We start from the raw sequence: 25,616 nt of genomic DNA, 5'->3' as shown, positions 1-25,616 counted from the left end.
TGCCCTGTCGCTCAAGGCGAGTATTATAATATCAAATCCCCGGACAAAAGTCAACTGTTTTTTACATATTTTTTCATTTCTTTTTACATGTTTTGCGATATCATTACAAGTCCAGCCTCAAAGTACCATATATTGTATATTATATATTCAATTAATGCAATATGATGTTTCATCATGTCCCGCAAGAGAAAAAAGCAGGAGCAGTCAAAAGCTGCTCCTGCCATATTCCAAATGGGTTTCTACTATAATATTATGAATTACTTCCGTCAAGCGTAAACCAGAACTCTACACCATTCTCCCAGTTCTTCACGCCATACTGCTGGTTGTGGGCATCCATGATCGCTTTTACAATAGAAAGACCAATTCCGGTTCCGCCGTAGGCACGGGTTCTCGCCTTATCTACCTTATAGAACTTCGTCCAGAGATTCGGAATCGCATCCTCAGGGATCGGGGTTCCTGTATTAAAGACAGATACACGGACGATGTTGTTTTCCGGAAGCATTTTGATAATGATCTTTTTCTCTCCATCGATATGATGGATTGCATTGCTCAGGTAGTTTGTGACTACCTGCTCGATTTTAAATTCATCCGCCCATACATAAACCGGCGTCTGAGCATCAAAATCCACCTGAATCTCATTCTGTTCGAGCAGGATCTTCGACGCGTTCACAACGCCGCGAACCAGTTCCGTCAAATTGAAACGATCCATCACCGGCTTATCGTTTCCGCTTTCCAGAGAAGACAATGTCAGAAGCTGCTTAACCATCTTGTTCATCTTGTTGGCCTCATCAACAATAACGTCACAATAATAGTCGCGGCTTTCCTTCTCCTCGCCCATTCCTTCCTGAAGACCTTCCGCGTATCCCTGGATCAGGGCGATCGGTGTCTTTAACTCGTGAGAGACATTTGCGATAAAGTCTTTACGCATCTCATCGATCTTTGTCTTCTCTTCGATGTCCTTCGTGAGCTGGTTATTTGCCGACTTAAGCTCTGAGATCGTTTCCTCCAGACGCTCTGACAATGTGTTCATACTGTTTCCAAGAACCTGAATCTCTTCCATATCATGTTTTCCAGACTCATACTTCGCATTAAAATCGAGATCTGACATGCGCTCCGAAAGATTCGACAACTTATAGATCGGCATCGTGATCTGTTTTGCCACCAGATATACGACCAGAGCACCGATCAATACGGCGATCATTCCCACATAGAGCAGAAACTGATTCGCGAGGCGGACACTCTCACCAATACTTGACAGCGGTGCGCTCATGATAAAGGCAGTGCTGTTATCGGAGAAAAATCCCCAGCTCTCCAAGTACATGCTCTCCCGCTGAGGATCGTATGTTTTCTGGATCTTATACTGGTCGTTTTCCTCCAGAATCGTGTACTTGGCCTTTGCCCAGCCGAAAATATAGCGGTCAATGCGGTCCTTTAAAAACTTCGTATCACGGGATGTTGAATAGACCGTCGCATCCTCCGTGCTGTTGTCAATGATCAGGACAGAAACATTGGCGCTGTCGCTGAAATTTCGGATCAGGCGCTGCAAATTTCCTTCCGTGATATTTCCGTCAGCATCCTTTTCTCTTCTCATGGCGTCTTCGATGGAAATCCCGTTTTCCTTGTTCTCCTCGATCCGGGAGTCGATGGCCTCGTAGGCGCCATTTAGCGCCTGTACCTTCTTTGTTACATAGAAATCTTCCAGACACCACTTATTGACGCCCCAGATCACTGCCAGGATCACAGCGATCAGGCCAATAAACGTGACCGTCAGTCTGGATCGTATCGATTTCATCATCCATCCACCTCGAGTTTATATCCCATGCCCCAAATAGTCTTGATATTATCGCCTTTCGGACCAAGTTTACTTCTCAGCTTCTTTACGTGGGTATCGATGGTTCTCGCATCTCCGAAATAGTCGTAATTCCAGACATTATTCAGAATCTTTTCTCTCGAGAGGGCGATTCCTTTATTTTCCATAAAATAGGTAAGGAGTTCAAATTCCTTGTTGCTGAGATCCACCGGCTTTCCATCCACAGTCACCTCGTGGGCATCCTTATCCACGCGGATTCCATCTGCCTCCAGAATCTCACCCGTTGATGTACCGCTGCCACGACGCAGGATCGCCTCAATTCTCGCCACAAGGATCTTCGGGCTGAACGGTTTTGTGATATACTCGTCAACGCCGAGTTCGAATCCAAGAAGCTCATCCCGCTCCTCACTCCTCGCTGTCAGCATAAAGATCGGAACCTGAGAGTAGCGTCGGATCGTCTTGCATGTCTCCCAGCCGTCCATTTTCGGCATCATGACATCCAGAATCACGAGACTGATATCCTTTTCCTTAAAGAAGATATCAATAGCCTGCTCGCCATCTCCTGCCTCCAGAACGCGGTATCCTTTAATCGTTAAAAAGTCTTTAACGAGCTTTCTCATTCTCTCCTCGTCATCGACCATAAGTATTTTTACTGCATCCATTGTCTGTACCTCCATATATTTTACCTGATGCACTCCGATAAGAACAGAAGCGTATTCCAACACACTTGAGATATTAACCAGTCGATTCGGTGCTACCGGCATCATACATGTGTGCATAAAAATCCCACTTATCATCAGCTATATTTTAGCAGATAATAAGTGGGATTTCTATAAGTTCACGAACATTTCACAAAGGCAGTTTCATGAAGGCGGGAGAACTGTATTATTCTCCTTTTGAAGCCGTCACTCTGTCTCTAGGATTGAGTGCTACTCTGAAGATTATATAATCTTTTCCGTCTTTGTCTTTCCATGTTGTCACAAATATAGATGTTCCATCTGTTCCCTTATTTTTCTGATAATCAATTACACAATTGGAATAATTTCCTATGTAATAGCCATTAATCGTTTTACCGATTATTTCATGTTCTATAACTTCATCAAGTTTTCCTGTAAAACCATTATACGAAAATCTCTGTTTATTGAATTCCTGAAAATTTCTTCCCCCTGTATATATAACAGCAGTAATAGGCTGACTCGATTTTACATTTGTATTCACCTGTTCATTGATGTATTGTAACAGCGATGGAATCAGCTTTTCATCATCTGCTTGGAATACCGCTCCGCTTTCAAAGTTTTTCTTAGCTCTCTCCATATTTTTTTCATTACTTGTTTTTATTTCTTCTATTCGTTTAGATTCCTTATTTTCCCTTTTCTGCACCTTTTCCTCTATAGATCTATCTCCTTCTGGTATATCTTTATAATAGTAAGCTGACGACGTATCCTTATTTTTATAATATTTTTTTGTTGCATCCACTGCATACCATTTCCCATCTAATTTAACAATATTGAATGCATGCTCAATTTCAAATACATATTTTACATCAAGTCCACAAGCTTTTCCTAATGACATAAACGCATTTGCGAAACCTCCACAGACACATCGTCTATCTATAAACGCACCATAAGATGACTGATTATACGGTTCTTGCGCATCATATGTCACATTGTCAACAAGCCAATCGTAAATCTTTCGTGCCTTTTGATCCTCCGTCATTGAATTATTAATATTTTTACTTTTCCATTCTGAAATAAAAGCATTTACGCGTTCCTTTTGCTTAGCTCCCAACCAATAATTGTCAGTTCCGGTTTCATAATATCTTTTGTATTCCAAAATATGTTCAGCTGTAACAGAGTTCGCTTTCGGATACATAATACTTCCAATCGCCATGTTACTATAGCCTAAATTATCCAGACTAAATTCTATTCCGTTATATGTTTTAGGTTCCAGTGTCCCTGTTCCATCCACAGTATAAGTCGTATCCCCGGAATTTACATTCATCGTAACAACTTTTCCATCCTGTGTTCGTGCACCATTGGCATCCACCGTCTTCTTATCTGGTGTCTCCGTAGACACATACAGCCAGCCACTCTGGTCAAAGCAGTAATTCTCCGCAATTCCATCCCCGTCTCCATCGATCCAGCGCCATCCATTTGTTGCGTAGGTGCCATTGTCCTCGTCATACCACCATTTACCGGCATTTGCTCCAGTTCCCTGTTTCCACTGTCCGGCATATGAGGAAAATGCCAGTCCCAGGCTCAGCAGTGTGGTCACTGCTGTTATTTTCAATACCTTTTTCATATTTCTCTCCCTTTGTTTCCAATATAGCAAATGGAAGCGTCCGCGCAGTTTTTCTGCACAGCGCTTCCATTATTCAGCGTCTCTTTATTATCTTTATTCTTCGTCCCTCTTCTCAACGATCGCGATATCGAGATCCTCAAGCTGCTTCGGATCTACCGGTGCCGGAGCTTCCATCATAAGACAGGACGCGTCTTTTACCTTCGGGAAGGCGATTACGTCACGGATGCTGTCTGCACCTACCATAAGCATAACGACACGGTCGAGGCCGTATGCGAGACCAGCGTGCGGCGGTACTCCGTACTTGAACGCGTCAAGCAGGAAGCCGAACTGCTCTCTTGCTCTCTCTTTTGTGAAACCAAGAACTTCGAACATCTTCTCCTGGATATCATCCTGATGGATACGGACGGATCCGCCGCCGAGCTCCGTACCGTTTAATACGATATCGTAGGCTTTCGCGCGGACTGCGCCCGGATCAGTGTCGATAAGTGGAAGGTCTTCCTCCATCGGCATTGTGAATGGGTGGTGCATTGCAACATAACGTCCCTCTTCCTCAGAGTACTCTAAGAGCGGGAACTCGGTTACCCATAGGAACTTGAAGTCGTCTTTCTTTAAGAGGTCTAACTGTCTTGCGATCTCGAGACGGAGATTTCCAAGAACATCGAATACAACTTTATTCTTGTCTGCTGCGAAGAACAGAAGGTCGCCCGGCTGTCCATCCATAGCCTTTACAAGAGCGTCTAACTCTTCCGGCTTCATGAACTTGCCGAATGAGCACTTGTAGGAACCGTCCTCATGGATCGCAAGGTATGCAAGTCCCTTTGCACCGAAGCCCTTTGCGTACTCAACGAGAGCATCGATCTTCTTTCTCGGCATTCCAGCCTGTCCGTTTGCGTTGATACCGCGGACAGAACCGCCGTTCTCGAGAGCACTTTTGAATACAACGAACTCACAGTCTTTTACGACGTCAGATACATTTTTTAATTCCATGCCAAAACGCATATCCGGCTTATCGGAACCGAAACGGTCCATCGCCTCGCGCCATGTCATACGAAGGATCGGAGTCTGGACATCCACGTTGCAGATCTCCTTGAAGAGTTTCTTTAAGAGTCTCTCATTGACTTCGAGAACGTCTTCCACGTCAACGAAGGATAACTCCATATCGATCTGTGTGAACTCCGGCTGACGGTCTGCACGGAGGTCCTCGTCACGGTAGCATCTTGCGAGCTGGAAGTAACGGTCCATACCGGAGCACATTAATAACTGTTTTAATAACTGCGGAGACTGCGGAAGAGCATAGAACTCGCCCGGATGCACACGGCTCGGTACGAGGTAGTCTCTCGCGCCTTCCGGTGTACTCTTAATAAGAGTCGGTGTCTCGATCTCAAGGAAACCTTCATCAGCAAGGAACTGGCGGACCATCGTAGCCACACGGCTTCTTATCATGATGTTTCTCTGGAGATCCGGACGGCGGAGGTCAAGATAACGGTATTTTAATCGAAGGTCTTCCTTCGTCTTGCTGTTCTCCTCGATCGGGAACGGCGGTACCTCGGACTCGGAGAGGATTCTTAAGGATTTCGCTCTCATCTCGATGGTACCCGTCTTTAAGTTCGGGTTTGCTGCGCCGGAACGCTTTTCGATGGTTCCGACAACCGCTACTGTAAACTCACTTCTTAATTTTTCAGCTTTTGCGAAGCTCTCAGCGCCGCAGTCGCTCTCCTCAAAGATGATCTGGATGATTCCGGAACGGTCACGAAGGTCGGTGAAGATAATACCGCCTTTGTTCCTGCTCTTCTGGACCCATCCCATAAGTGTCATTTCCTGGCCTACGTTTGCCTCTGTGACTTCAGCACAGCGGCAGGAACGCTTTAAGCCTGCCATTGATTCTGCCATGATTTTCCTCCTGATACAGCTGGAATATTTAAAAACATACCCGCTGAATGTTATTGTAATTTCAAGTCGAACATCCGTGAGATTACTCACCACTTAAAAGAGGTGGGAGTCTTCTCGACTGAGATAAAGCTGTCCTTTTCCCGGTCTTAGTGCTTTAAGTCTTCCTTATAGAATTCCTTAAACTCACTGTAGCCTTCTTTTCCAAGCTGTTCCTTCTGGAACTTCTTATTTTTGTTCATCTGGGCTACAAGGACGATCTTTCCCTCCTTGCGGGCAGTCATCGCCTCTTTCATAATAGAAGCAAGCTTCTCGGAGCTCATTCCCTTTTCGAAGAGCCACGCTTCCTTCTCATTTCCGCCCGGAACTGTAAATCCGTTGTCTAAAAGGATCGTAACGATTCTCTCAAAGCCGATGGAGAAACCACAGGCCGGTGTATCCATTCCTGTGAACTTTCCGATCATCTTGTCATATCTTCCGCCGCCCGCTACGGAGCCGCCGAATCCTTCCATTGATACTTCAAAGATGGTTCCGGTGTAGTAGCCCATTCCACGGACTAAGGTCGGGTCAAACGCAAGTTTGAAGCTTCCGTCAGAAACATCGCCGACTGTCTCCATGATCTGCGCAAGATTCTCAGCTGCACCGTCCTCCAACACACCCGCAAGGATCTCTCCCATACGGCGGACACCTGAGGCATCGTTTGTTGCCTGCCCCATAAGCTCTAAGTATTTATCGGCCGTCTCCTCGGAGTAGCCGTTTTCCATAAGCTCTGCCTTTACACCATCCGTACCGATCTTGTCCATTTTATCGACGGTGATGAATACCTTATCGATATCTTCCTCCGGGAATCCGCTGTATACGGCCATCGCACGGAGAAGCTTTCTGTCGTTGACGCGGACCTCAAAGCTGTTGTCCGGGCAGATCTTCTTTAACGCGGTCGTTGTCGCGAGAATCAGTTCGATCTCGGCCTGATTCGTTGCGTCACCGAGAATATCGATATCACACTGGACGAACTGTCTGAAACGTCCCTTCTGCGGACGGTCTGCACGCCATACGCTGCCTACCTGAAGTGCCTTAAACGGAGACGGAAGGTTTGCGGAGTTGTTGGAGTAATATCTGGATAACGGAAGTGTCAGATCATAGCGGAGTCCGCCGTCTGCCAGATCGTTCTCCGTCTCTGCTGTCTCGATATTTAATTTCTCGCCGCGCTTTAAGATCTTGAAGATCAGTTTCTCATTGTCGCCGCCCTGTTTGCTCAGGAGGTTCTCAATGTGCTCCACGCATGGAGTCTCGATCGCGGAGAATCCGAAGCCGCGGTAAGTCTCTTTGATCTGGTTCAGCACATAATCCCGGATCTGCATCTCTGCCGGGAGAATATCTTTCATGCCGGTGACCGGCTTTTTCTTTAATGCCATAAAGGTACCTCTGTTTCTCTCTTTATCGCGCAATTTCACGCCTACGTTCACCATAATACGCTGATTGCCTTAGGTTTTCAAGGGTTTTTTCTTTCCTTAATAAAAGTATTATATTTTTCGGACATGGATAAGTCAACTTATTTTGTGAGTTTTTCCCATCCCTCAGCGAAAAGATCGTTACTGTACACGGGTAGGAATTTTCTGAACTGAAAATTCCGTACAGTACAGTGGTGGTAGTGGATTTTGCCGATTTGGAATGCGAAGCATCGGCAAAATCAGTTACTGTTTGCGCAAGGCGTGAACAGTAACAAAAGAGCGGCGGGATCAGCCGCCTGCACAGAAAAAGGACCTCCGCCAGGAAACGGAAGTCCTTTTTCCTTATATTATACGTCTTCCTACAGTCCGGTCCAGCCGATGCTCTGTAAGATCGTTAAAGATGCGAATGAGAGGATCACCTGACATCCGAGGAGCGGCATGAGCCACTTTGCGTATTTTGTCCAGTCTGTCTTTGCGATCGCGAGGGAACCCATCAGAGTACCTGCTGTCGGGAAGAGGCAGTTGGAGAAGCCGTCACCGAACTGGAATGCCTGTACAGCAACCTGTCTTGTGATGCCTGCAAGGTCAGCAACCGGAACCATAAGCGGCATAACTGCTGCAGCCTGTCCGGAACCGGACGGAATGAAAAGGTTGATAAACAGGTTTGCAACGAACATGAAGTTCGCTCCGAGGATGGAACCCATTCCGGACATCGGAATGGACAGCCAGTAAACGATTGTATTTAAGATGTTTCCGCTTGCAAGGATCACAGAAATACCATTTGCGAAGCCGACAATGAACGCGGCGTTTACCATCTTGGAACAGCCACCGATAAATACCTTCGTTGTTCCGTTGATACCCATACCATTGAGAAGGCCAACAACAACCGCAAGTGTAAAGAATGTAGCTGCGATCTGATCATAGCTCCATTTATATTTTACAGAGCCAACCAGGATTGCCGCAACCGCTACGACAAGACCGATCAGGCTGATCAGGTGCTTCGTTGTTAAATGTGCTTCGATCGCCTTCGCGCCATCTTTTCCTGCGCCCATGCTGTCAGATGCACTCATGCCAGCTTCATAGTTTAAGCTCTTCTTCGGATCCGCCTTGATGGTTTTCATGTAACGGATCGTAAAGAAATAGCAGATCGCAAAGTTGATGATGTTTAATACGACGCGGACACCGAAACCTGAGAACATCGGGAGCTCCGCGATCGGCTGTGCAGTACCGATAGTGGAAGCGTTCGCCCAGCCTACGTTGAATCCAGAGTAAGCGCCCATATATACAAGCAGGAAGCCTGTGAAGGAATCATATCCTAAGTTTGTTGCAAGGATGATTCCGATCGGGATCAGGGCAACGACCGGGTTTGCGAAAACGCCTGCTGCGCCGCCGATGGACATGAATGCCATTACTAAGAATACAAGTACGTTTACATTTAAGTTCTGCTTGGAAGCAAGTTTTCCGAACGCAGCGTGGATCGCCCCTGTCTTTTCAAGGATCTCAACGGCACCGCCGACAAACATGATCATGACCATTAACTTTGCGGCTTTGTAGAATCCCTGTACGACTGCCATGATAGTTGCCCACGGACCGACCGGGGAAGCTTCTACGGTGTGATAGGTACCTGCGATAACCTTGTTTAAGTTGTCCACTTTCTCTGTATCGAATTCACCTGCCGGAACGATCCAGGTCAGGATGGCGCAGACGATCATGAGCATGAATAACAGTGCACATGTACTTGGGATCTGCAGCTTTTTCTTGTTGTTTTCCATAAGTATTCTCCTTTATCTTAAGAAATCTCTCGCGTACTGGATGATTACGGATGCGCCTGTGCGGATGCACTTCTCATCGAATACGTTTTTAGAGTTATGAAGACCGTGTCTGGAATTCGGATCCTCGTTATTTCCGGATCCTAAGCGGAACTGTGCGCCCGGTCCGAACTTCGGGAAGAGAACAGAAAAGTCCTCGGAACCCATTGACGGATTCTTCACGTAGGAAACATGGTCAGCACCGATGGTCTTTGCAGCAGCCTCAGCAACTGCCTCGATGATGGAATCGTCATTTACGAGCGGTGGAACTCCGATTTCCCATTCAACCTCCGCGGTTCCCCTCATGGACTCGGCGCAGCCTTTTACGACGCGGTCGATGGCAGCCATCATTTTTTTGCGGCAGTCCGGATCAAGGCTTCTCAGTGTTCCATGCATCTCCACATAATCCGGGATGATATTGTTTACTGTTCCGCCGTGGATGCTGCCGATGGTAAGGACGCCCGGATATACCGGATAGTTTTCACGGGAGATCACGGTCTGAAGCTGTGTGATCACATAACCGGAGATTACGACCGGATCGATGCAGTTTTCCGGATGAGCGCCATGTCCGCCCTTTCCTTTGATCTTGATATTAAAGAAATCATTGGACGCGTTTGCCGGTCCCTTTTTTAATCCGATGCTTCCGGCATCGATCTCCGGTGATACGTGGAGACCGATAAATGCGTCCGGTTTCGCAACCTGCGTGAAATTGCAGTCGACAAGCTCTCCGGCTCCCATATGCTCTTCTGCCGGCTGGAAGATCAGCATGACCGTTCCGGCAAGCTCCTCACGGATCTCTGATAATACCTTCGCGCAGTAGAGAAGCACGGTTGTGTGGATATCATGTCCGCAGGAATGGCAGGCACCATCATTCTCGGAGGCGAACGGAAGTCCTGTGAGTTCCTTCATCGGAAGTGCATCGATATCCTCGCGGATCGCAACGGTTTTTCCCGGTTTTCCGCCGCGGATAACGGCAACAACGCCGGTCTTCATCCCGATCTCAGCGATCTCCACACCGTATTCCGTCAGTTTTTCGCGGATAAACTCCGTTGTCTTATATTCCTTGTTGCTGAGCTCCGGATGTCTATGAATATGCCTGCGAATGGCAATCATTTCATCTTCATACTTTGCTGTGAGACTCATTGTGTCCATAATAGAGTACTCCTTTCCAATTTGTTTATAAAATTTTAATATTTCTATTATAATACGTTCTTCTTTGAAGTTCAATCACTTTAACACGGTAACATTATAACAAAAAGATATGCCTGTCATAAACATTTTATATCCCGGATCAGGAACGCCCCTGTATAAGAGTCCCCGGATCAGGGAATCCTTCCGGAAAGCAGCGGTCTAAAACCACAACAAAACGATTGCAATTTATGCCAAAAAAATTTATAATGGTTGATATATTTCAGGAGTGTCTGCTTTTGTCGAAAATACCGGGAAAACGACGGATTTCTGCGGCGGACATGACCGGATGGTACGCTAAAAATGAAGGTGGGAGATTTTATGGAAGAAAACAAACTGAAAACGATCGAAGGTGAGCTGGAAGCGCCTGCTGATTTCACAAGTCCTGATGTTCTTTACCGGGATCTTGTTGCCAGCATCAGAAAGTACCATCCGTCCGATGATCTGAGCATGATCGAGAAGGCATATCAGCTTGCGGATAATGCCCATAAAGACCAGAAGCGAAAATCCGGGGAACCGTACATTATCCATCCGCTCTGTGTGGCGATCATCCTCGCGGATCTCGAGATGGATAAAGAGACGATCGCAGCCGGACTTCTCCACGACGTGGTGGAAGATACCATATATACAGAGGAACAGCTCGCCGAGATCTTCGGAAAAGAGGTTGCCCTCTTAGTCGACGGTGTTACAAAGCTGACCCAGTTATCCTGGTCGGCGGATAAGGTGGAAATGCAGGCGGAGAATTTAAGAAAAATGTTCCTCGCAATGGCAAAAGATATCCGTGTCATCATCATCAAGCTTGCGGACCGTCTCCACAATATGCGGACGCTTCAGTACATGCGCCCGGAAAAGCAGAAGGAGAAGGCGAGAGAGACCATCGAGATCTACTCCCCTCTTGCTGACAGACTCGGTATTTCCAAGATCAAGATCGAACTGGATGACCTTGCGTTACGGTATCTCGAGCCAAATGTATACAAAGAACTGGAAGAAAAGATTGCCCTGACAAGCGAAGCGCGCCAGAAATTCATCGATGACATTATCGCCGAGATCAAGACCCACATGGAACATGCTGAGATCAGGTGCGAGGTCAACGGACGCGTCAAGCACTTCTTCAGTATTTATAAAAAGATGTTAAACCAGCACAAGACGCTGGACCAGATCTACGATATCTTCGCGGTCCGCATCATCGTGGACTCCGTAAAAGACTGTTACGCGGCTCTGGGTGTGATCCACGAGATGTACAAACCGATCCCCGGCCGTTTTAAAGATTATATCGCGATGCCGAAGCCGAATATGTATCAGTCCTTACATACGACACTGATCGGCACAAACGGCCAGCCCTTTGAGATCCAGATCCGTACCTTCGAGATGCACCGTACAGCGGAATATGGTATCGCCGCCCACTGGAAATATAAAGAGAGCGGCAGCGGACAGGTTGCTGCCGGTGATGAGGCGAAGAAGTTAAGCTGGCTGCGCCAGATCCTTGAGTGGCAGCAGGATATGTCCGACAACAAGGAATTCTTAAATGCCATCAAGAGCGACCTCGATATGTTCTCCGACAGCGTGTACTGTTTTACACCGACCGGAGACGTAAAGGCACTGCCAAGCGGCTCCACACCGATCGACTTTGCTTACTCGATCCACACGGCTGTCGGAAACAAGATGGTGGGCGCGAGAGTCAACGGAAAGCTCGTAAATATTGACTATGTGATCCAGAACGGTGACCGGATCGAGATCATGACATCCCAGAATTCCAAGGGACCAAGCCGTGACTGGTTAAATATCATCAAGAGCAGCCAGGCGAGAAACAAGATCAACGCCTGGTTCAAGCAGGAGCGGAAGGCTGACAATATCTTAAAAGGCCGCGAAATGATCGACCGCTACTGTAAGGCAAAGGGGATCAACTTCTCCGATATCAATAAGCCGGAGTTTGTGGATAAAGTATTAAAGCGCTACGCCTTTCAGGACTGGGATTCCGTTCTTGCATCCGTCGGACACGGCGGATTAAAAGAGGGGCAGGTCATCAACAAGATGATCGAGGAGCGCACAAAGAAGCTGAAACGCGAAGTAACCGATGCGACGATCCTTGATGCCATCGGTGACAACAACAAACCTGCTGTGGTTCCGATCAAGGGCAGCAAATCAAAGAGCGGCATTACCGTAAAGGGAATCCATGATCTTGCGGTTCGTTTCTCCAAGTGCTGCAGCCCGGTTCCAGGCGACGAGATCGTTGGTTTCGTGACGAGAGGCCGCGGAATTACGATCCACAGAACGGACTGTATCAACGTCTTAAATCTCCCGGAGATCGAGAGAAGCCGCCTGATCGACGCAGAGTGGCAGGGCGTTGAGGAGGACAACAGTGCCGCAACCTACTCCACAGAGATCTCGATCTTCGCAAACAACCGGATCGGAATGTTCGTGGATATCTCCAAGATCTTTACAGAGCGCGAGATCGACATCAAGACGATGAACTCCCGCGTGAATAAGCAGGGCAAGGCGACGATCACCATGAGCTTCGATATCCATGGAATCGAAGAATTAAACAACCTGATGGCAAAGCTGCGCCAGATCGACGGCGTGCTGGATATTGAGAGAACCACGGGCTGATAAAAATTTAGATAACTCTGCATTCAGGTGTGTGAAAGTGCGCCGTGAGTGCGGTGATAAAGGTCTGCCGGAGGTACTACGGACGGCAGGCCTTTTTATACACGAATGTTTGAAAACCACAGCAGAAAACTGTACCGGCATAAAAGCGAAGCACTTCTCTTTATGCTGTTGAAAATGGAGGAAAGTAAACTATGAGCGAGATCCGCATCAAGACTCTGGTAGTTGGCATGGTTGGAACCAACTGCTATCTGGTCTATGATCATGAGACAAAACGAGCTGCCGTTATCGATCCGGGCGATGGCGCCGGTCAGATCGCCAATATGGCGGTATCCCTGGGGTTAAAGCCGGAAGCGATCCTTCTGACCCACGGTCACTTCGACCATATCATGGCGGCAAAGGAACTGAAGGAGACCTGGAATGTACCGATCTACGCATGCGAAAAGGAGATCGATGTCCTGACGGATGGCCGAAAGAGTCTCGTGGCAGGCTATTTCAGAGAGCCGTATACGATCACACCGGATGTCACCGTGAAGGAGGGTGACGAGCTTTCCATCGCCGGATTTACATGGAAAGTATTTGAAACACCAGGACACACCATCGGTTCCTGCTGTTACTATATTGAAAAAGAAGAGGTTCTCTTCTCCGGTGATACCCTGTTTGCAGGCTCCTACGGCCGCACGGATTTCCCGACGGGAAGCGGACGCCAGATCGCCGAGTCTGTAAGACGTCTGCTCTCCACACTGCCGGACGACACCATGGTCTATCCGGGGCATATGGACACGACTACCATCGGTTTTGAAAAGAAGTATAATCCTCTTTCGGGGGCAATGGGATGATTGGAATTTTATTAAACGATACTGCTTATGAGCAGGATATCCGGGAGCTTTTGATGGCGTTTTATCCGGGTGAGACTTTTGTCCATGAAAAACAGGACGACGTGGATTTTTACGTGGAGGGAACCTGCTCACAAAATGCGGATGAGACGAAATTTGGCTTGAAGATCACGAATCCGGCGGGCACTGTCGCAGATGAGACCGTATTTCCGATCGACTACGATGTTCGCTTAAACGCAAAGACAACGATCAAGAAAGAGCTTTACGGCATGTTAAAAAAGCGGACGGGAAAAGAACTCCCCTGGGGGACCCTGACCGGTATCCGCCCGACAAAGATCGCCATGACGAGACTTGACCAGGGTGAGGATGAGGAAAGCATCCGTTCCTTCATGCGGGACATGTACCTGACAAGTGAAGAGAAGATCGACTTAAGTGTCGAGGTCGCGAAGCGGGAGCGGGAGCTCTTAAGCCATATCGACTATGAAAACGGATACAGCCTCTATGTGGGAATTCCGTTCTGCCCGACCACCTGCCTCTACTGTTCCTTCACCTCCTACCCGATCGGAGCGTGGGAGAAGAAGGTTCATCTCTATTTGAAGGCGCTGTTTAAAGAGCTGGATTATGTGGCGGAGAAGATGAAAGGCCGCACACTGGATACGATCTACTTTGGCGGCGGAACTCCGACGTCCTTAAAGGCAGAGGAGCTGGACGCTCTGCTCACAAAGATCGAGAATACCTTTGACCTCTCAAAGGTGCAGGAATTCACTGTGGAAGCCGGACGCCCGGACAGCATCACCGAGGACAAATTCAAGGTTCTCCGTGCCCACAATATCTCCAGGATCTCCATCAATCCGCAGACGATGAAGCAGGCAACTCTGGATCTGATCGGACGCCATCACACCGTGGATATGGTGAAGGAAAAATTCCGCATGGCAAGAGATCTTGGCTTTGACAATATCAATATGGACCTCATCATCGGACTTCCGGAGGAAGATATCGATGACGTCCGCAGCACCATGGAGCAGGTCAGAGAGCTTGCCCCGGACAGCGTGACGGTCCACTCTCTCGCCATCAAGCGTGCGGCGAGACTTAATATCTTTAAGGAGCGCTACGCGAACTTAAAGATCCAGAACACTCAGGAGATGATCGATCTCACCGCGAAGTACGCCCGCGAGATGGGTCTTGAGCCGTATTACCTGTACCGTCAGAAAAATATGGCCGGAAATTTCGAGAATGTCGGCTATGCGGCACCCGGAAAAGCATGTATCTACAATATCCTCATCATGGAGGAAAAACAGACTATCGTTGCCTGCGGTGCCGGAACCACCACGAAGGTCACCTTCCCGGCGGAAAACCGTCTGGAGCGCGCGGAGAATGTGAAGGATGTAGCTTCCTATATCGAGAGGATCGACGAGATGATCGATAGAAAAGAGAAGCTGTTGAGTAAGTTAGTTTAAATATGTCTGCTGCGCTGACCGCAGGATAGCGCAGATCAAACGCCAGATCTGGGCACGCGGCAACAAAATACGCTGTACATGGGGTTCATTCTCCTGTACAGCGTATTTTTTAGATTCAACATTTTTTAATTCTTATTTTGCAAAAGTTCTTTCTTTGTAACTTTTCTTGTAACTGTTCAGTAGGTCTGCGCACTTGCTGCGCTGACCGTAAGAAAACATAGGCTGGAAGGCAAAAATCCCATCAGCGAAGCTGATCTGGAATGGATTTTTGCACGTAACTATGAAGGTACTGAATAGTTACCTTTTCTTTTTACCAGGTCTTCCTCATGTATAAAAGTCCTGTGAGATCTGCCAGTATCCATCCGATCGGGATCGCCATCCAGATTCCTGTCTCGCTGAGGGATGTGGCAGAGAGCACGTAGGCCAGTAACACACGGGTTCCGAGGGAGATCACTGTAAGCACCACAGACATCTCCGCCCTCTTGATCGCCCTGTAATATCCGTAAAGCAGGAACAGGCAGCCGATTCCAAAATAGAACGCGCCCTCGATCCTGAGATAACGGACGCCGGAGGCGATAACCGCCGTCTCTGCGGAGCTCACGAAGATCTGCATGAGCGGTGCCGCGAAGGCAAAGACCAGCGCTGAGATCACAAGACTGAACGCCGTGCTGATGGCAAAGGATTCCTTTGTGCCGCGGCGGATCCGTTCTTTATTTCCCGCGCCGTAGTTCTGGGCAACGAAGGTCGAATAGGCATTTCCAAAGTCCTGAACCGGCAGATACGCGAAGGTGTCGATCTTTACTGCCGCCGCGAAAGCCGCCATGGTGGTGGCGCCAAAGCTGTTTACAAGCCCCTGTACCATGAGGATTCCGAAGTTCATAACCGACTGCTGCAGGCAGGTCAGGGAGGAAAGTCCTGCGATCTCCTTTAAGATTTCTCCGTCAAAGCGAAGATCCTTTCTCTCCGGAAGAAGGCTTCTACATCGGAAAAGAACATAGAGCAGGATACCGATCCCGGATACATACTGGGCAAAGATCGTCGCATAGGCCGCACCGGCGATTCCCCAATGGAAGACCGCCACAAATAAAAGATCCCACGCGATGTTTAAGATCGCGGATACCGCAAGAAACACCAGCGGAACCGTTGAGTTTCCCAGTGCCCTTAACAGGCAGGAGAAGAAATTATAGAGGGACGTGGCGAGCAGACCTGCGAAAATGATCAGCAGATACTCCCTCATACCGCCCCAGACCTCCTCAGGAACCCGTAAGAAGTTTAAGATCGGATCAATGAAAATATAGACAACCACATTCAAAACAAGCGTTACAGCGAGGATCAGGCCGCAGGCGTGGGCGATGGAGGACTTCAGTGCCCTCTCATCTCCTTTTCCCCTGTAAATGGAAAACAGTGCGCCGGAGCCCATGCTGAGCCCCAGAAAGATCGAGGTCAGGAATGTCATCAGCGTATACGACGAGCCGACCGCCGCCAGCGCATTTTTTCCGAGCACTCTCCCGATGATCAGGGTATCCGCAATATTGTAGAACTGCTGTAAAAGATTTCCTGCCATCATGGGCAGGGCAAATAAAAGAAGGGAGCGTGAGATGCTCCCTTTTGTAAGATCATGGTACATGGAAACTTCACTCCATTATCGTTATGATTGGACGTCCGCGGCTCTGTTTCATGCGGCGGCACCAGTGTTATAATGATAACATGAGTGCGCTGTTTTTACAACCTATTCCCATTTTTCATATCTGATCATCAGATCACGCCTGTCATTTTTAAGATGAGCTGGGCAATGATCGTAGAACCGAGGAATGTTCCCGCGAACGTGAAGATCGCTACGACTACGATCGCAAAGCCCTGTTTCTTAAATGTATCCACATCTTTTCCGATGGAGATTCCGGCATATGCAAGGATCGGAGTGCAGAGCGGAAGAAGTCCGATCTTTCCAATCTGTTCGATCGCATAATCTGCGATCGGGCTGACACCCGGGATCGTGATCAGGATCGCGATAAATGAGATATAGGCGATTGCCGGGAGATTCTTCGGCGAAACCTTATTGATCAGCTCATAAATGATACAGCCCACCAGCGTGCATACAAGAAGAAGCACGAGCCCGGGCACTGCCTCAAGCGGGGTTACCGGGTTTCCAGCCTTTGATGTACTGATAAAATTGCCGATGGATGCGAAGATGCATACAAGGACAAGACATTTGATTCTTTTAAACCATACTGCTGCGTCCATATGGATCCCTCCTATTCTTCCCCGGCGGCTTTGACTTTCACCTTAGCGCCGATCGGGAGTCCGTCTTTATAATGCCTGTTGTTCTTTGTGAACAGCTTGTACATGAATTCACACATCGGAAGTGCGATAAAAATACTCATATAAAGGCCATCCACACTGCTCAGCATATTTGAGGTCGCCGCGTAGGCAGTGATCTCCGCTTCCATATCCGGATATGCCTCAACGACTGCCGCAAGGCTGGCAGAAAGCATGGATGCGGAACCTGTTCCGCACGCCATTCCGAGCGCATACGGGTGGAAGATATTTAAGGAGCAGAGCAGGGAGACGAAGATACCATTGAACATGGTTCCGAATACAGTACCTGTGATATATCCACCCATAACACCGATTCCTTCATCCGAATCAAGACCATATTTATCAGCAACGACCGCAAGGGAGCTCTCTCTTGAAATAGAGAAGGAGGTTCCGATTGCCGCGCGTCCCATATGGAACACAAATATGGCGATCGGGAGCGCTAAAACTGCGGTTCCCAGATTTCCGAATTCCTGAAGGATCAGCGCCGGTCCGGCTTTGACAACCGCGCCGAGATTCGGTCCGATCGTGGATGCGATCTTTGCTGTCAGCATCATAACGCTGATTCCGATATAGGGTGATGCTTCTGTCATCATCTTCTGTGGAATTAATTTTACGATTCCAAGGATCGCTCCAAGGATCAGTACATACAGCATCGGAAACAGTGAGAAGGACAAAGGCCCGAAACTGAATTTTTTGGTGCCGATAAATTCGGCAATTACGGTGAGTACGAAAGCAAGCGCATGGATACGCCAGTCAGCCATATGCTCTTTCATATTCGATCCCTCCTTTTGTTGTTTTTCGCCTCCGCATGTTTCCCTTTTGCTGAAATCATAGATCTTTCGGCATCTTTGCACAGAAAGACCCGTCTCTTTTCCGCAAACATTTGTCCGCAACGCAGAAACAAGTTAACATTGATTCTATCAGATTTTCACAAAAATGCAAGCGTTTTTTGTTGCATTATGCGAAAAAGCTTTGCTGCTTTATTGTTTTACCACAGTGTGCAAACAAGAATCATTCATTTTGAATTGTGGAATATATTCTATATAATGAAAAATATGCTTTCTTCCTGTGCAACAGAAAAAGAGAGTCCACAGTTTTCTCCTGTTGAACTCTCTTCCCCGGGTAACCTGCATTTTCCGATACTCTGCCCGGTTCACACTATGGTTCCTTTGTCATCATTACATTCATATACTGGTACGGGATCTCAATCCCCTCTTTGTCAAATGTTAACTTGATCGCCTCTGTGATGGACCACTTCGCTGTCCAGTAATCCTCACAGGTCGTCCAGCCTCTGGCGCTTAAAACAACACTGCTGTCTCCCAGCGCATCCACAACGACCTGAACCGGCTGATCCTTCATGATCCCCGGGTTCTCCTCGAAGATCTTTTTCAGGACGTTCTTCGCCTTTAAAAGATCGGAGGAATATCCGATCCCCACATTGATGATCAGGCGGCGTTTTCCGGTCCTTGTAAGGTTTGTGAGCGGCGCGCTGGACACGGAGCTGTTCGGGATCGTGATGACCCGGTTATCCGTCGTCAGGAGCGTCGTGTATACAAGGCCGATGGACTCAACGGTTCCTTCACCGGAGCTGGTGCTGATATAATCGCCCACCTTAAACGGTTTCAGGAGCAGGATCAGGGTTCCGCCCGCAAAGTTCGAGAGCGTATTCTGCATCGCAAGGCTGAATGCCAGAGTAACGGTACCGATGACCGCCACGAAGGAAGTCGTCTTGATTCCCAGCTGGTCCGCCGCCATGAATACCATAACGCCGAAGAGAACTGCATGAAGCAGCATGTCCAGAAACTTTTTTAACGTGATCTCCACCCCGGCGCGGTCCATGATCTGACCGGCTGCCCTGCGGGCGATCCTGATGATCCGCAGTCCCACAAATACGATGACCGCCGCCCAGAAGACTCTGGTTCCGTATTTGACGAGCGCCGCGGTGAGAATATCCAATGTATGTTCTTTCATGTCATTTCACCTGTTGCTTTCCGGATATTTCTGTCCTGTATTTAATTTCTGCGCTGACTGCCCAAATCAGTCCGGCACAAATTTCAGTGTCGGCTCTCTCGCGCCGTCTTTATGATCTGTCCAACTTTCTCAGAGATCACATCCAGCGGACTCGTTGCTGTCTTAACAGCCGGCTGTCTTAACGGGCGCTTTCTCTTCTCCACCGTTTTCTTTTTCTCCGGCTCCGTCTCTTCTTCATATGGGGTACAGGAGAATATCGCCACAGACATCGGGGCAAGGTTGATGGCGATCGAGTTCTTTCTCGTATCCCACTCCTCTTTCTTCGACATCTTGACTCTCGGGTTCGTCATTCCGCTGCCGCCAAACTGCTTCGCATCACTGTTCAGGATCTCCTTGTATTTTCCCGCAAACGGAACACCGAGGCGGAACTTCTCATGCTCCACCGGAGCGAAGTTGCAGACAAAGAGCAGGGTCTCTTCCGGCTTCTCCGTTTTTCTCTCAAATATAACGATATTTTCGTCGTTATACGTGCAGTTGATCCACTCAAAGCCCTCCGGCTCATAGTCCATTCTGTAGAGTGCCGGCTGTGTGCGGTATAAATGGTTCAGTGCTTTCACATAATCCTTCATCTGGCTGTGGATATCATATTTCAAGAGCCCCCACTCCAGACTCGTTTTTTCGTTCCACTCGTCCATCTGTCCGAAATCCTGTCCCATAAACAGAAGTTTCTTTCCCGGATGCCCCATCATAAAGCCGTAGGCGGTCCTGAGGTTCGCAAACTTCTTCTCCTGGGTATCCCCCGGCATCTTACCTGCCAGGGAACCTTTTCCGTGGACCACCTCGTCATGGGAAAATACCAGGACGAACTTCTCGCTATAGGCATAGAGCATGCTAAAGGTCAGCTCCCCGTAGTGATCATGGCGGAAATATGGATCGCATTGCATGTAATCCAGGAAATCGTTCATCCAGCCCATGTTCCACTTGAAGTCGAATCCAAGTCCGCCATCGTTCTCATCACCGGAGACCTTCGGCCAGGCCGTGGACTCTTCAGCGATCAGGACAGAACCTTTTGTGTCCCTCGCGTAGATGGAATTTAAATGCTTTAAGAATTCCACCGCCTCCAGATTCTCATTTCCGCCATAAATGTTTGCGACCCACTCCCCGGCGTTCTTTCCATAGTCCAGATACAGCATGGATGCCACTGCGTCCATCCGAATTCCGTCTGCATGGAACTCCTTCGCCCAGTATAAGGCATTGGAGATCAGGAAGTTTGATACCTGGGGACGTCCGTAATTGTAGATCAGCGTTCCCCAGTGGGGATGGGATCCCTGGCGCGGATCCTGGTGCTCGTAGAGGCATGTCCCGTCAAAGGCTGCAAGGCCGTGGGCATCCCGCGGAAAATGGGCAGGAACCCAGTCCAGGATCACACCGATCCCTTCGTTATGCATATGGTCCATAAACGCCTTGAAATCGTCCGGTGTTCCGAAACGGCTCGTCGGCGCATAGTATCCGGTGACCTGATATCCCCAGGACTCATCCAATGGATGTTCCATCACAGGAAGCAGCTCCACATGGGTGTATCCCATCTCTTTCACATAGGCTGCCAGCTTCTCCGCGATCTCCCGGTAGTTGTAGAACTGGCTGCCGTTGATGTCCTCACCGTTCTCATTCTGTGCTACCGTTTTCTGCATCCAGGAACCAAGATGGACCTCATAGATGGACATCGGGGAATCCTTTAGGCGGTCTTTCGCCGCGGCCCGCTCTTTGATCCACTCATCATCGTTCCATTTGTAACCGGACATATCCCATACAACAGATGCCGTATTCGGGCGGAGCTCCGCATAGTTTCCGTACGGATCCGCCTTCAGCATCGGAAGTCCCGCTTTTGTCTTGATCTCATATTTGTAGATCGCGCCGGGCTTCAGGTTCGGGATAAAGATCTCGTAGATCCCCGACGGACCTCGCTTTTTCATCTGGTGGCGTCTTCCGTCCCAGAAGTTGAAATCGCCCACAACGCTGACGCGCATCGCATCCGGCGCCCACACCGCAAAGTGAACGCCCTCGATCCCGGCTTCCACCGCCGGATGTGCCCCGAATTTCTCATAGGAATCATAATAGATCCCCGCACTGAATTTCCGCACCTCTTCCTCGGTAAAGGCGGTGTGGAACTGGTAGCTGTAAGGGTCGATGATCTCCTCGTTGTCCCCGTCCGTGTAGGTGATACAGAAATGATACGGAACCAGCTCTCTCCTGTCATCTAAAAGTACCGCAAAGAAGCCGTTCTCGTCCGCCATCTCCATCGGGAACTGTTCTTCGCCGATCTTTACGGACACCTTCTCCGCGTTCGGCAGAAAAGCCTGGATCAGAAGACCTTCCTTTATCACATGTTCCCCTAAAAGCCGTCCCGGATCGCTCGCCTCGGAATAGACAAGTTCCTCGATTCCGGCCCAATCCATCAGATCATATAAGATTTTTTCCATTCAGCACTCCCCCTGCTGCATCCGCATGCCTTTCTCTTGGCACGCTCCGCAAAAAATGATCAGATCCATCAGCGGATGATAATCGCCCGCAATTTTCTTAACAGTATTTTAACATTTTCGCTTTGGTGATACAAGTATTATCACAAAGTCTGGAACATAAATCTGTGAAAATGGTTGCTGTTCTCTCCTGCACAAACTATAACTGAAAATGTTCTCTGCACAGCAAGCATTTTCCGGATCGCAATTCCGTATTTCAGGCTGCTGCCTTCTCGTTATTCGTATTTCGTCTACGGATTTCGCTGGATTTCCTAATGGAAATAAAAAACTTCCTTACCTTTTTCGAAATTCCCTTGCGAAACTTGACAATTTATCATAAACTCTTTATTGTATGCATACGGGCAATCGTATTTACTCTTACAGTATATCCTTCCCGTAAATATTAGTCAAACGAGGTTATGATCATTTATATGGAAAATAACGAAAAAGAAAAGAAAGAAAAAACAGGCTGGGTCGCAGAGCTCATCAGCTGGGTGCAGGTTCTCGTATCTGCCGCTGTGATCGCCTTCGTGCTCACCACTTTCGTCATTGCAAACAGTGAAATCCCAACAGGTTCCATGGAAAACACTATCATGGCAGGAAGCCGTGTCATCGGCTCCAGACTCCATTACAAATTCTCTGAACCGGAACGCGGCGATGTAGCAATCTTCGTTTTTGGCTGGCAGTGCCCACAGTGCGGTGCGATCATAGAGGGCGATAAGCAGGATACCTGCCCGGCCTGCGGTTCCGAAGTCGGAAAGCGCGGCCACACGATCTACTATGTGAAGCGCGTGATCGGTATGCCTGGCGACGTGATCGATATCGTGGACGATCAGGTCTATTTAAACGGATCTGACACACCGCTCGACGAACCGTACATCGCAGAGCCGATGAACCAGCATGAAACTTACCATTTTGAAGTTCCGGAAAACTGCTACTTCATGATGGGCGACAACCGCAACTACTCCCTGGATGCCCGCTACTGGCAGAACCACTACATTTCCAGAGACAAGATGGTTGCCAAGGTATTCTTCGAATACTTCCCGACACCAAAGGTAATCCACTAAGGTGGAATCCGGCATATATCATTTACTTACACACAGGAGACAGATTATGAAGAAGGTTGTAAAATTTGGCGGCAGCTCCCTCGCAAGTGCCCGTCAGTTTAAAAAAGTAAAGGCAATCATCGAAGCCGACAAGACCCGTTGCTATGTTGTTCCGTCGGCACCGGGAAAAAGAGACAGCAAAGACACAAAAGTGACCGACATGTTATACCAGTGCTACGACGCTGTATGCGCAGGCGAAAGCTATAAGCGCATCCTTGACCAGATCAAGAAGCGCTACACCGATATCATCGACGGTCTTGATTTAAACTTAAACCTTGATTTCGAATTTGCGAAAATTGAGGAGAACTTCTTAAAGAAAGCCGGACGCGACTACGCGGCTTCCAGAGGAGAATACTTGAACGGCATCATCGCCGCAAATTACCTCGGTTTCACCTTCGTGGACGCAGCCGATGTGATCCGCTTCGACGCTGAGGGAAATTTCCTCTCCGAGGAGACAAACGAGGAGATGCGTGAGCATCTCGCTTCCTTAAAGCAGGCAGTCATTCCTGGCTTCTACGGTGCTAAGCCGGACGGAACGATCCACACCTTCTCCCGCGGTGGTTCCGATATCACAGGTTCCATCGTGGCACGTGCAGTCCAGGCGGACCTTTACGAGAACTGGACAGATGTTTCCGGTTTCCTCGTAGCAGATCCGAGAATTGTTGAGAATCCGGCTCCGATCGAGACCATCACCTACACCGAGCTCCGTGAGCTCTCCTACATGGGTGCAAGTGTCCTTCATGAGGACGCGATCTTCCCGGTAAGAAAAGCCGGAATCCCGATCAATATCCGCAACACGAACCGTCCGGAAGATCCGGGTACCATGATCGTCGAGAACACCAGCAAGCGTCCGCACTACACCATCACCGGTGTTGCCGGAAAGAAGGGCTTCTGCGCTATGAACATCGACAAGGCAATGATGAACTCCGAAGTTGGGTTTGGGAGAAAGGTTCTTGAGGTATTTGAAAAGAATGGCATCTCCTTCGAGCACATGCCGTCCGGCATCGACACCATGTCCGTTCTCGTTCACCAGGATGAGTTCCAGGAGAAAGAGCAGTCTGTTCTCTCCGGTATCCAACGCTCCGTTCATCCGGATGTTGTCACATTAGAGTCCGACCTCGCTGTGATCGCAGTCGTAGGCCGCGGCATGAAGGCAATGCGCGGAACTGCCGCAAGAATCTTTGCGGCCCTCGCACACGCTAAGATCAACGTAAAGATGATCGACCAAGGATCCAGTGAACTGAACATCATCATCGGCGTTACAAATGATGATTTTGAGCCGGCGATCCGGGCAATCTACGATATCTTCGTAAAAACTGAATTATAATCCATAAATGATTTTTCCCCCACATAGGCGGTTTGTTAATCACCTGTGCGGGGGCTTTTTTATTCAAGTCCCTTTGATCCTTTTTCATCTGCGCCTGTCTCTGTGCCTCCAGGCCTCTTCTGTTCCATTCAGCAATCCCATCTAAGCCTTATCGCTCGATGCTAAGGGAAACGCGACTTCGTATTCCACATACTACAGCTCACTAAATACGAAACTCTTAAATCTAAAAATCATATTATAATATAATAAAAAAAGAAAGACCAAAAAACTAGTAACAGTTTTCACGGTCTTTCTAAAATACTATTTAGACGATAACTCTGAATTCTCAATAATAACTTTAACAGATGGTATATTGCACTCTGCTGTTATTTGAGCTCCGCTTATTCTATGAAAAACATCTTCCGTACAGAATGTTGCCTCATTAACTAAATCAGAAATATCACTTAATGCACCTCGATTATATCGAAATTGAAATGTTTCTGAAATATAACTATCGTTTTCAAATACCGTTTCTTTTTCTGATGCACTTCTTGCAACGGTGTACAAAGGGAACATAATAAAAAACTTAATAATGGACTGCCAATCTTACACAAAGTACCGCCCAAACGAGACTACGGGCGGTATTTTTGTATCATGGCGGAGAAAGGAGGAACTTCCCACGGGGGCTTGACTGAAAAGTTGAGCCCCTTTTTTCATGCCAAAAAACAGGAGGTAAATGCTTATGGCAGATGATAAAACCACAAAAACGTCGGAACAGCCGGTAACGGATACCGGACCGGGCAAGGAAACGCCTCCCGCTCCCCCAAAAGAGCCGGAGAAGGTTTCCGTTTCCCCGGAGCCGGAAAAAAAGACGGAACCGGAGGTAAAGAACCCGCAGGTTTCCGTCTATAACTTCGCTGAAATTATGAAGGAAAAGAAAGCCGAGGAACGGGCGGCAACTCCCAGCGGGGAAAAGCCTGACCCGACAAAAGCGGAGAAACCGGAAAAGCAGCCGGAGGCTCCGAAGAAAGCGGAGGAAAAACCCAAAGAGCCGGAACA

17 protein-coding genes and 1 pseudogene are annotated in these 25,616 nt (G+C 48.3%); 6 read left to right on the top strand and 12 right to left on the bottom strand.

The window, feature by feature from the left end; all coding sequences use genetic code 11:
- Window positions 1-250 precede the first annotated feature (250 nt).
- The 7 genes from DWY93_RS15290 to DWY93_RS15260 all read right to left on the bottom strand — a co-directional run bounded on the left by DWY93_RS15290 (window position 251) and on the right by DWY93_RS15260 (window position 10,409).
- Window positions 251-1,792: a HAMP domain-containing sensor histidine kinase gene (locus tag DWY93_RS15290; protein ID WP_347466391.1), complete on the bottom strand. Its 1,542-nt coding sequence runs from the start codon at window positions 1,790-1,792 to the stop codon at window positions 251-253.
- Entirely contained in the window at window positions 1,792-2,472 is a 681-nt protein-coding gene (locus tag DWY93_RS15285) for a response regulator transcription factor (protein ID WP_117471269.1), read from the bottom strand. The genes DWY93_RS15290 and DWY93_RS15285 overlap by 1 nt, the downstream gene beginning before the upstream one ends.
- Before the next feature lie 223 nt (window positions 2,473-2,695).
- Window positions 2,696-4,111: a transglutaminase domain-containing protein gene (locus DWY93_RS15280; protein WP_117471268.1), complete on the bottom strand. Its 1,416-nt coding sequence runs from the start codon at window positions 4,109-4,111 to the stop codon at window positions 2,696-2,698.
- Window positions 4,112-4,204: 93 nt separating this feature from the next.
- Window positions 4,205-6,001 carry an aspartate--tRNA ligase gene (aspS, locus tag DWY93_RS15275; protein WP_117471267.1) on the bottom strand — a complete coding sequence of 599 codons (1,797 nt, stop codon included), beginning with the start codon at window positions 5,999-6,001 and terminating at the stop codon, window positions 4,205-4,207.
- Window positions 6,002-6,147: 146 nt separating this feature from the next.
- Window positions 6,148-7,413, bottom strand: a complete 1,266-nt coding sequence (hisS, locus tag DWY93_RS15270; protein ID WP_015552566.1) for a histidine--tRNA ligase — start codon at window positions 7,411-7,413, stop codon at window positions 6,148-6,150.
- Between the two features lie 395 nt (window positions 7,414-7,808).
- Window positions 7,809-9,221, bottom strand: coding sequence for a Na+/H+ antiporter NhaC family protein (locus tag DWY93_RS15265; protein WP_015552565.1), 1,413 nt, complete (start codon window positions 9,219-9,221; stop codon window positions 7,809-7,811).
- 12 nt (window positions 9,222-9,233) lie between these two features.
- Complete coding sequence (locus DWY93_RS15260; protein WP_117471266.1) at window positions 9,234-10,409, bottom strand: M20 family metallopeptidase; 1,176 nt, start codon at window positions 10,407-10,409, stop codon at window positions 9,234-9,236.
- A gap of 357 nt (window positions 10,410-10,766) precedes the next feature.
- Here DWY93_RS15260 and DWY93_RS15255 point away from each other — a divergent pair, with 357 nt between their 5' ends.
- The 3 genes from DWY93_RS15255 (at window position 10,767) to hemZ (ending at window position 15,342) form a co-directional block, all read left to right on the top strand.
- Window positions 10,767-13,052, top strand: a complete 2,286-nt coding sequence (locus tag DWY93_RS15255) for a bifunctional (p)ppGpp synthetase/guanosine-3',5'-bis(diphosphate) 3'-pyrophosphohydrolase (RefSeq protein WP_117471265.1) — start codon at window positions 10,767-10,769, stop codon at window positions 13,050-13,052.
- Window positions 13,053-13,243: 191 nt separating this feature from the next.
- Window positions 13,244-13,888 (top strand): MBL fold metallo-hydrolase, encoded by a 645-nt coding sequence (locus DWY93_RS15250; protein ID WP_015552562.1) that lies wholly within the window; start codon window positions 13,244-13,246, stop codon window positions 13,886-13,888.
- Window positions 13,885-15,342 carry a coproporphyrinogen dehydrogenase HemZ gene (gene hemZ / locus DWY93_RS15245; RefSeq protein ID WP_117471264.1) on the top strand — a complete coding sequence of 486 codons (1,458 nt, stop codon included), beginning with the start codon at window positions 13,885-13,887 and terminating at the stop codon, window positions 15,340-15,342. The genes DWY93_RS15250 and hemZ overlap by 4 nt, the downstream gene beginning before the upstream one ends.
- 310 nt (window positions 15,343-15,652) lie before the next feature.
- Here hemZ and DWY93_RS15240 read toward each other — a convergent pair whose 3' ends face one another.
- The 5 genes from DWY93_RS15240 to glgB all read right to left on the bottom strand — a co-directional run bounded on the left by DWY93_RS15240 (window position 15,653) and on the right by glgB (window position 22,109).
- Window positions 15,653-16,969, bottom strand: a complete 1,317-nt coding sequence (locus DWY93_RS15240; protein ID WP_117471263.1) for an MATE family efflux transporter — start codon at window positions 16,967-16,969, stop codon at window positions 15,653-15,655.
- A 128-nt stretch (window positions 16,970-17,097) separates the two neighbouring features.
- Window positions 17,098-17,583 (bottom strand): DUF340 domain-containing protein, encoded by a 486-nt coding sequence (locus tag DWY93_RS15235; protein WP_117471262.1) that lies wholly within the window; start codon window positions 17,581-17,583, stop codon window positions 17,098-17,100.
- A gap of 11 nt (window positions 17,584-17,594) precedes the next feature.
- On the bottom strand, window positions 17,595-18,431 hold the full coding sequence (locus DWY93_RS15230) for a DUF3100 domain-containing protein (RefSeq protein WP_117471261.1): 837 nt from the start codon (window positions 18,429-18,431) through the stop codon (window positions 17,595-17,597).
- A gap of 385 nt (window positions 18,432-18,816) precedes the next feature.
- Window positions 18,817-19,629: a mechanosensitive ion channel family protein gene (locus tag DWY93_RS15225; protein WP_117471260.1), complete on the bottom strand. Its 813-nt coding sequence runs from the start codon at window positions 19,627-19,629 to the stop codon at window positions 18,817-18,819.
- A gap of 83 nt (window positions 19,630-19,712) precedes the next feature.
- Complete coding sequence (glgB, locus tag DWY93_RS15220; RefSeq protein WP_117471259.1) at window positions 19,713-22,109, bottom strand: 1,4-alpha-glucan branching protein GlgB; 2,397 nt, start codon at window positions 22,107-22,109, stop codon at window positions 19,713-19,715.
- A gap of 467 nt (window positions 22,110-22,576) precedes the next feature.
- On the opposite strand from glgB, the gene lepB reads away from it, so the two are divergent.
- The 3 genes and pseudogenes from lepB to DWY93_RS17625 all read left to right on the top strand — a co-directional run.
- Entirely contained in the window at window positions 22,577-23,212 is a 636-nt protein-coding gene (lepB, locus tag DWY93_RS15215) for a signal peptidase I (RefSeq protein WP_242990687.1), read from the top strand.
- 46 nt (window positions 23,213-23,258) lie between these two features.
- Complete coding sequence (locus DWY93_RS15210; RefSeq protein ID WP_015552554.1) at window positions 23,259-24,578, top strand: aspartate kinase; 1,320 nt, start codon at window positions 23,259-23,261, stop codon at window positions 24,576-24,578.
- A 721-nt stretch (window positions 24,579-25,299) separates the two neighbouring features.
- Window positions 25,300-25,616 (top strand): annotated as a pseudogene (locus DWY93_RS17625) (DNA-binding protein); the annotation flags it as partial.

The sequence above is a fragment of the Clostridium sp. AF28-12 genome (assembly GCF_003435225.1).
Lineage (GTDB): Bacteria > Bacillota > Clostridia > Lachnospirales > Lachnospiraceae > Pilosibacter > Pilosibacter fragilis.
The sequence above is the reverse complement of the archived record's forward strand: the minus strand, read 5'-3'. Positions and strand labels throughout refer to the sequence as shown.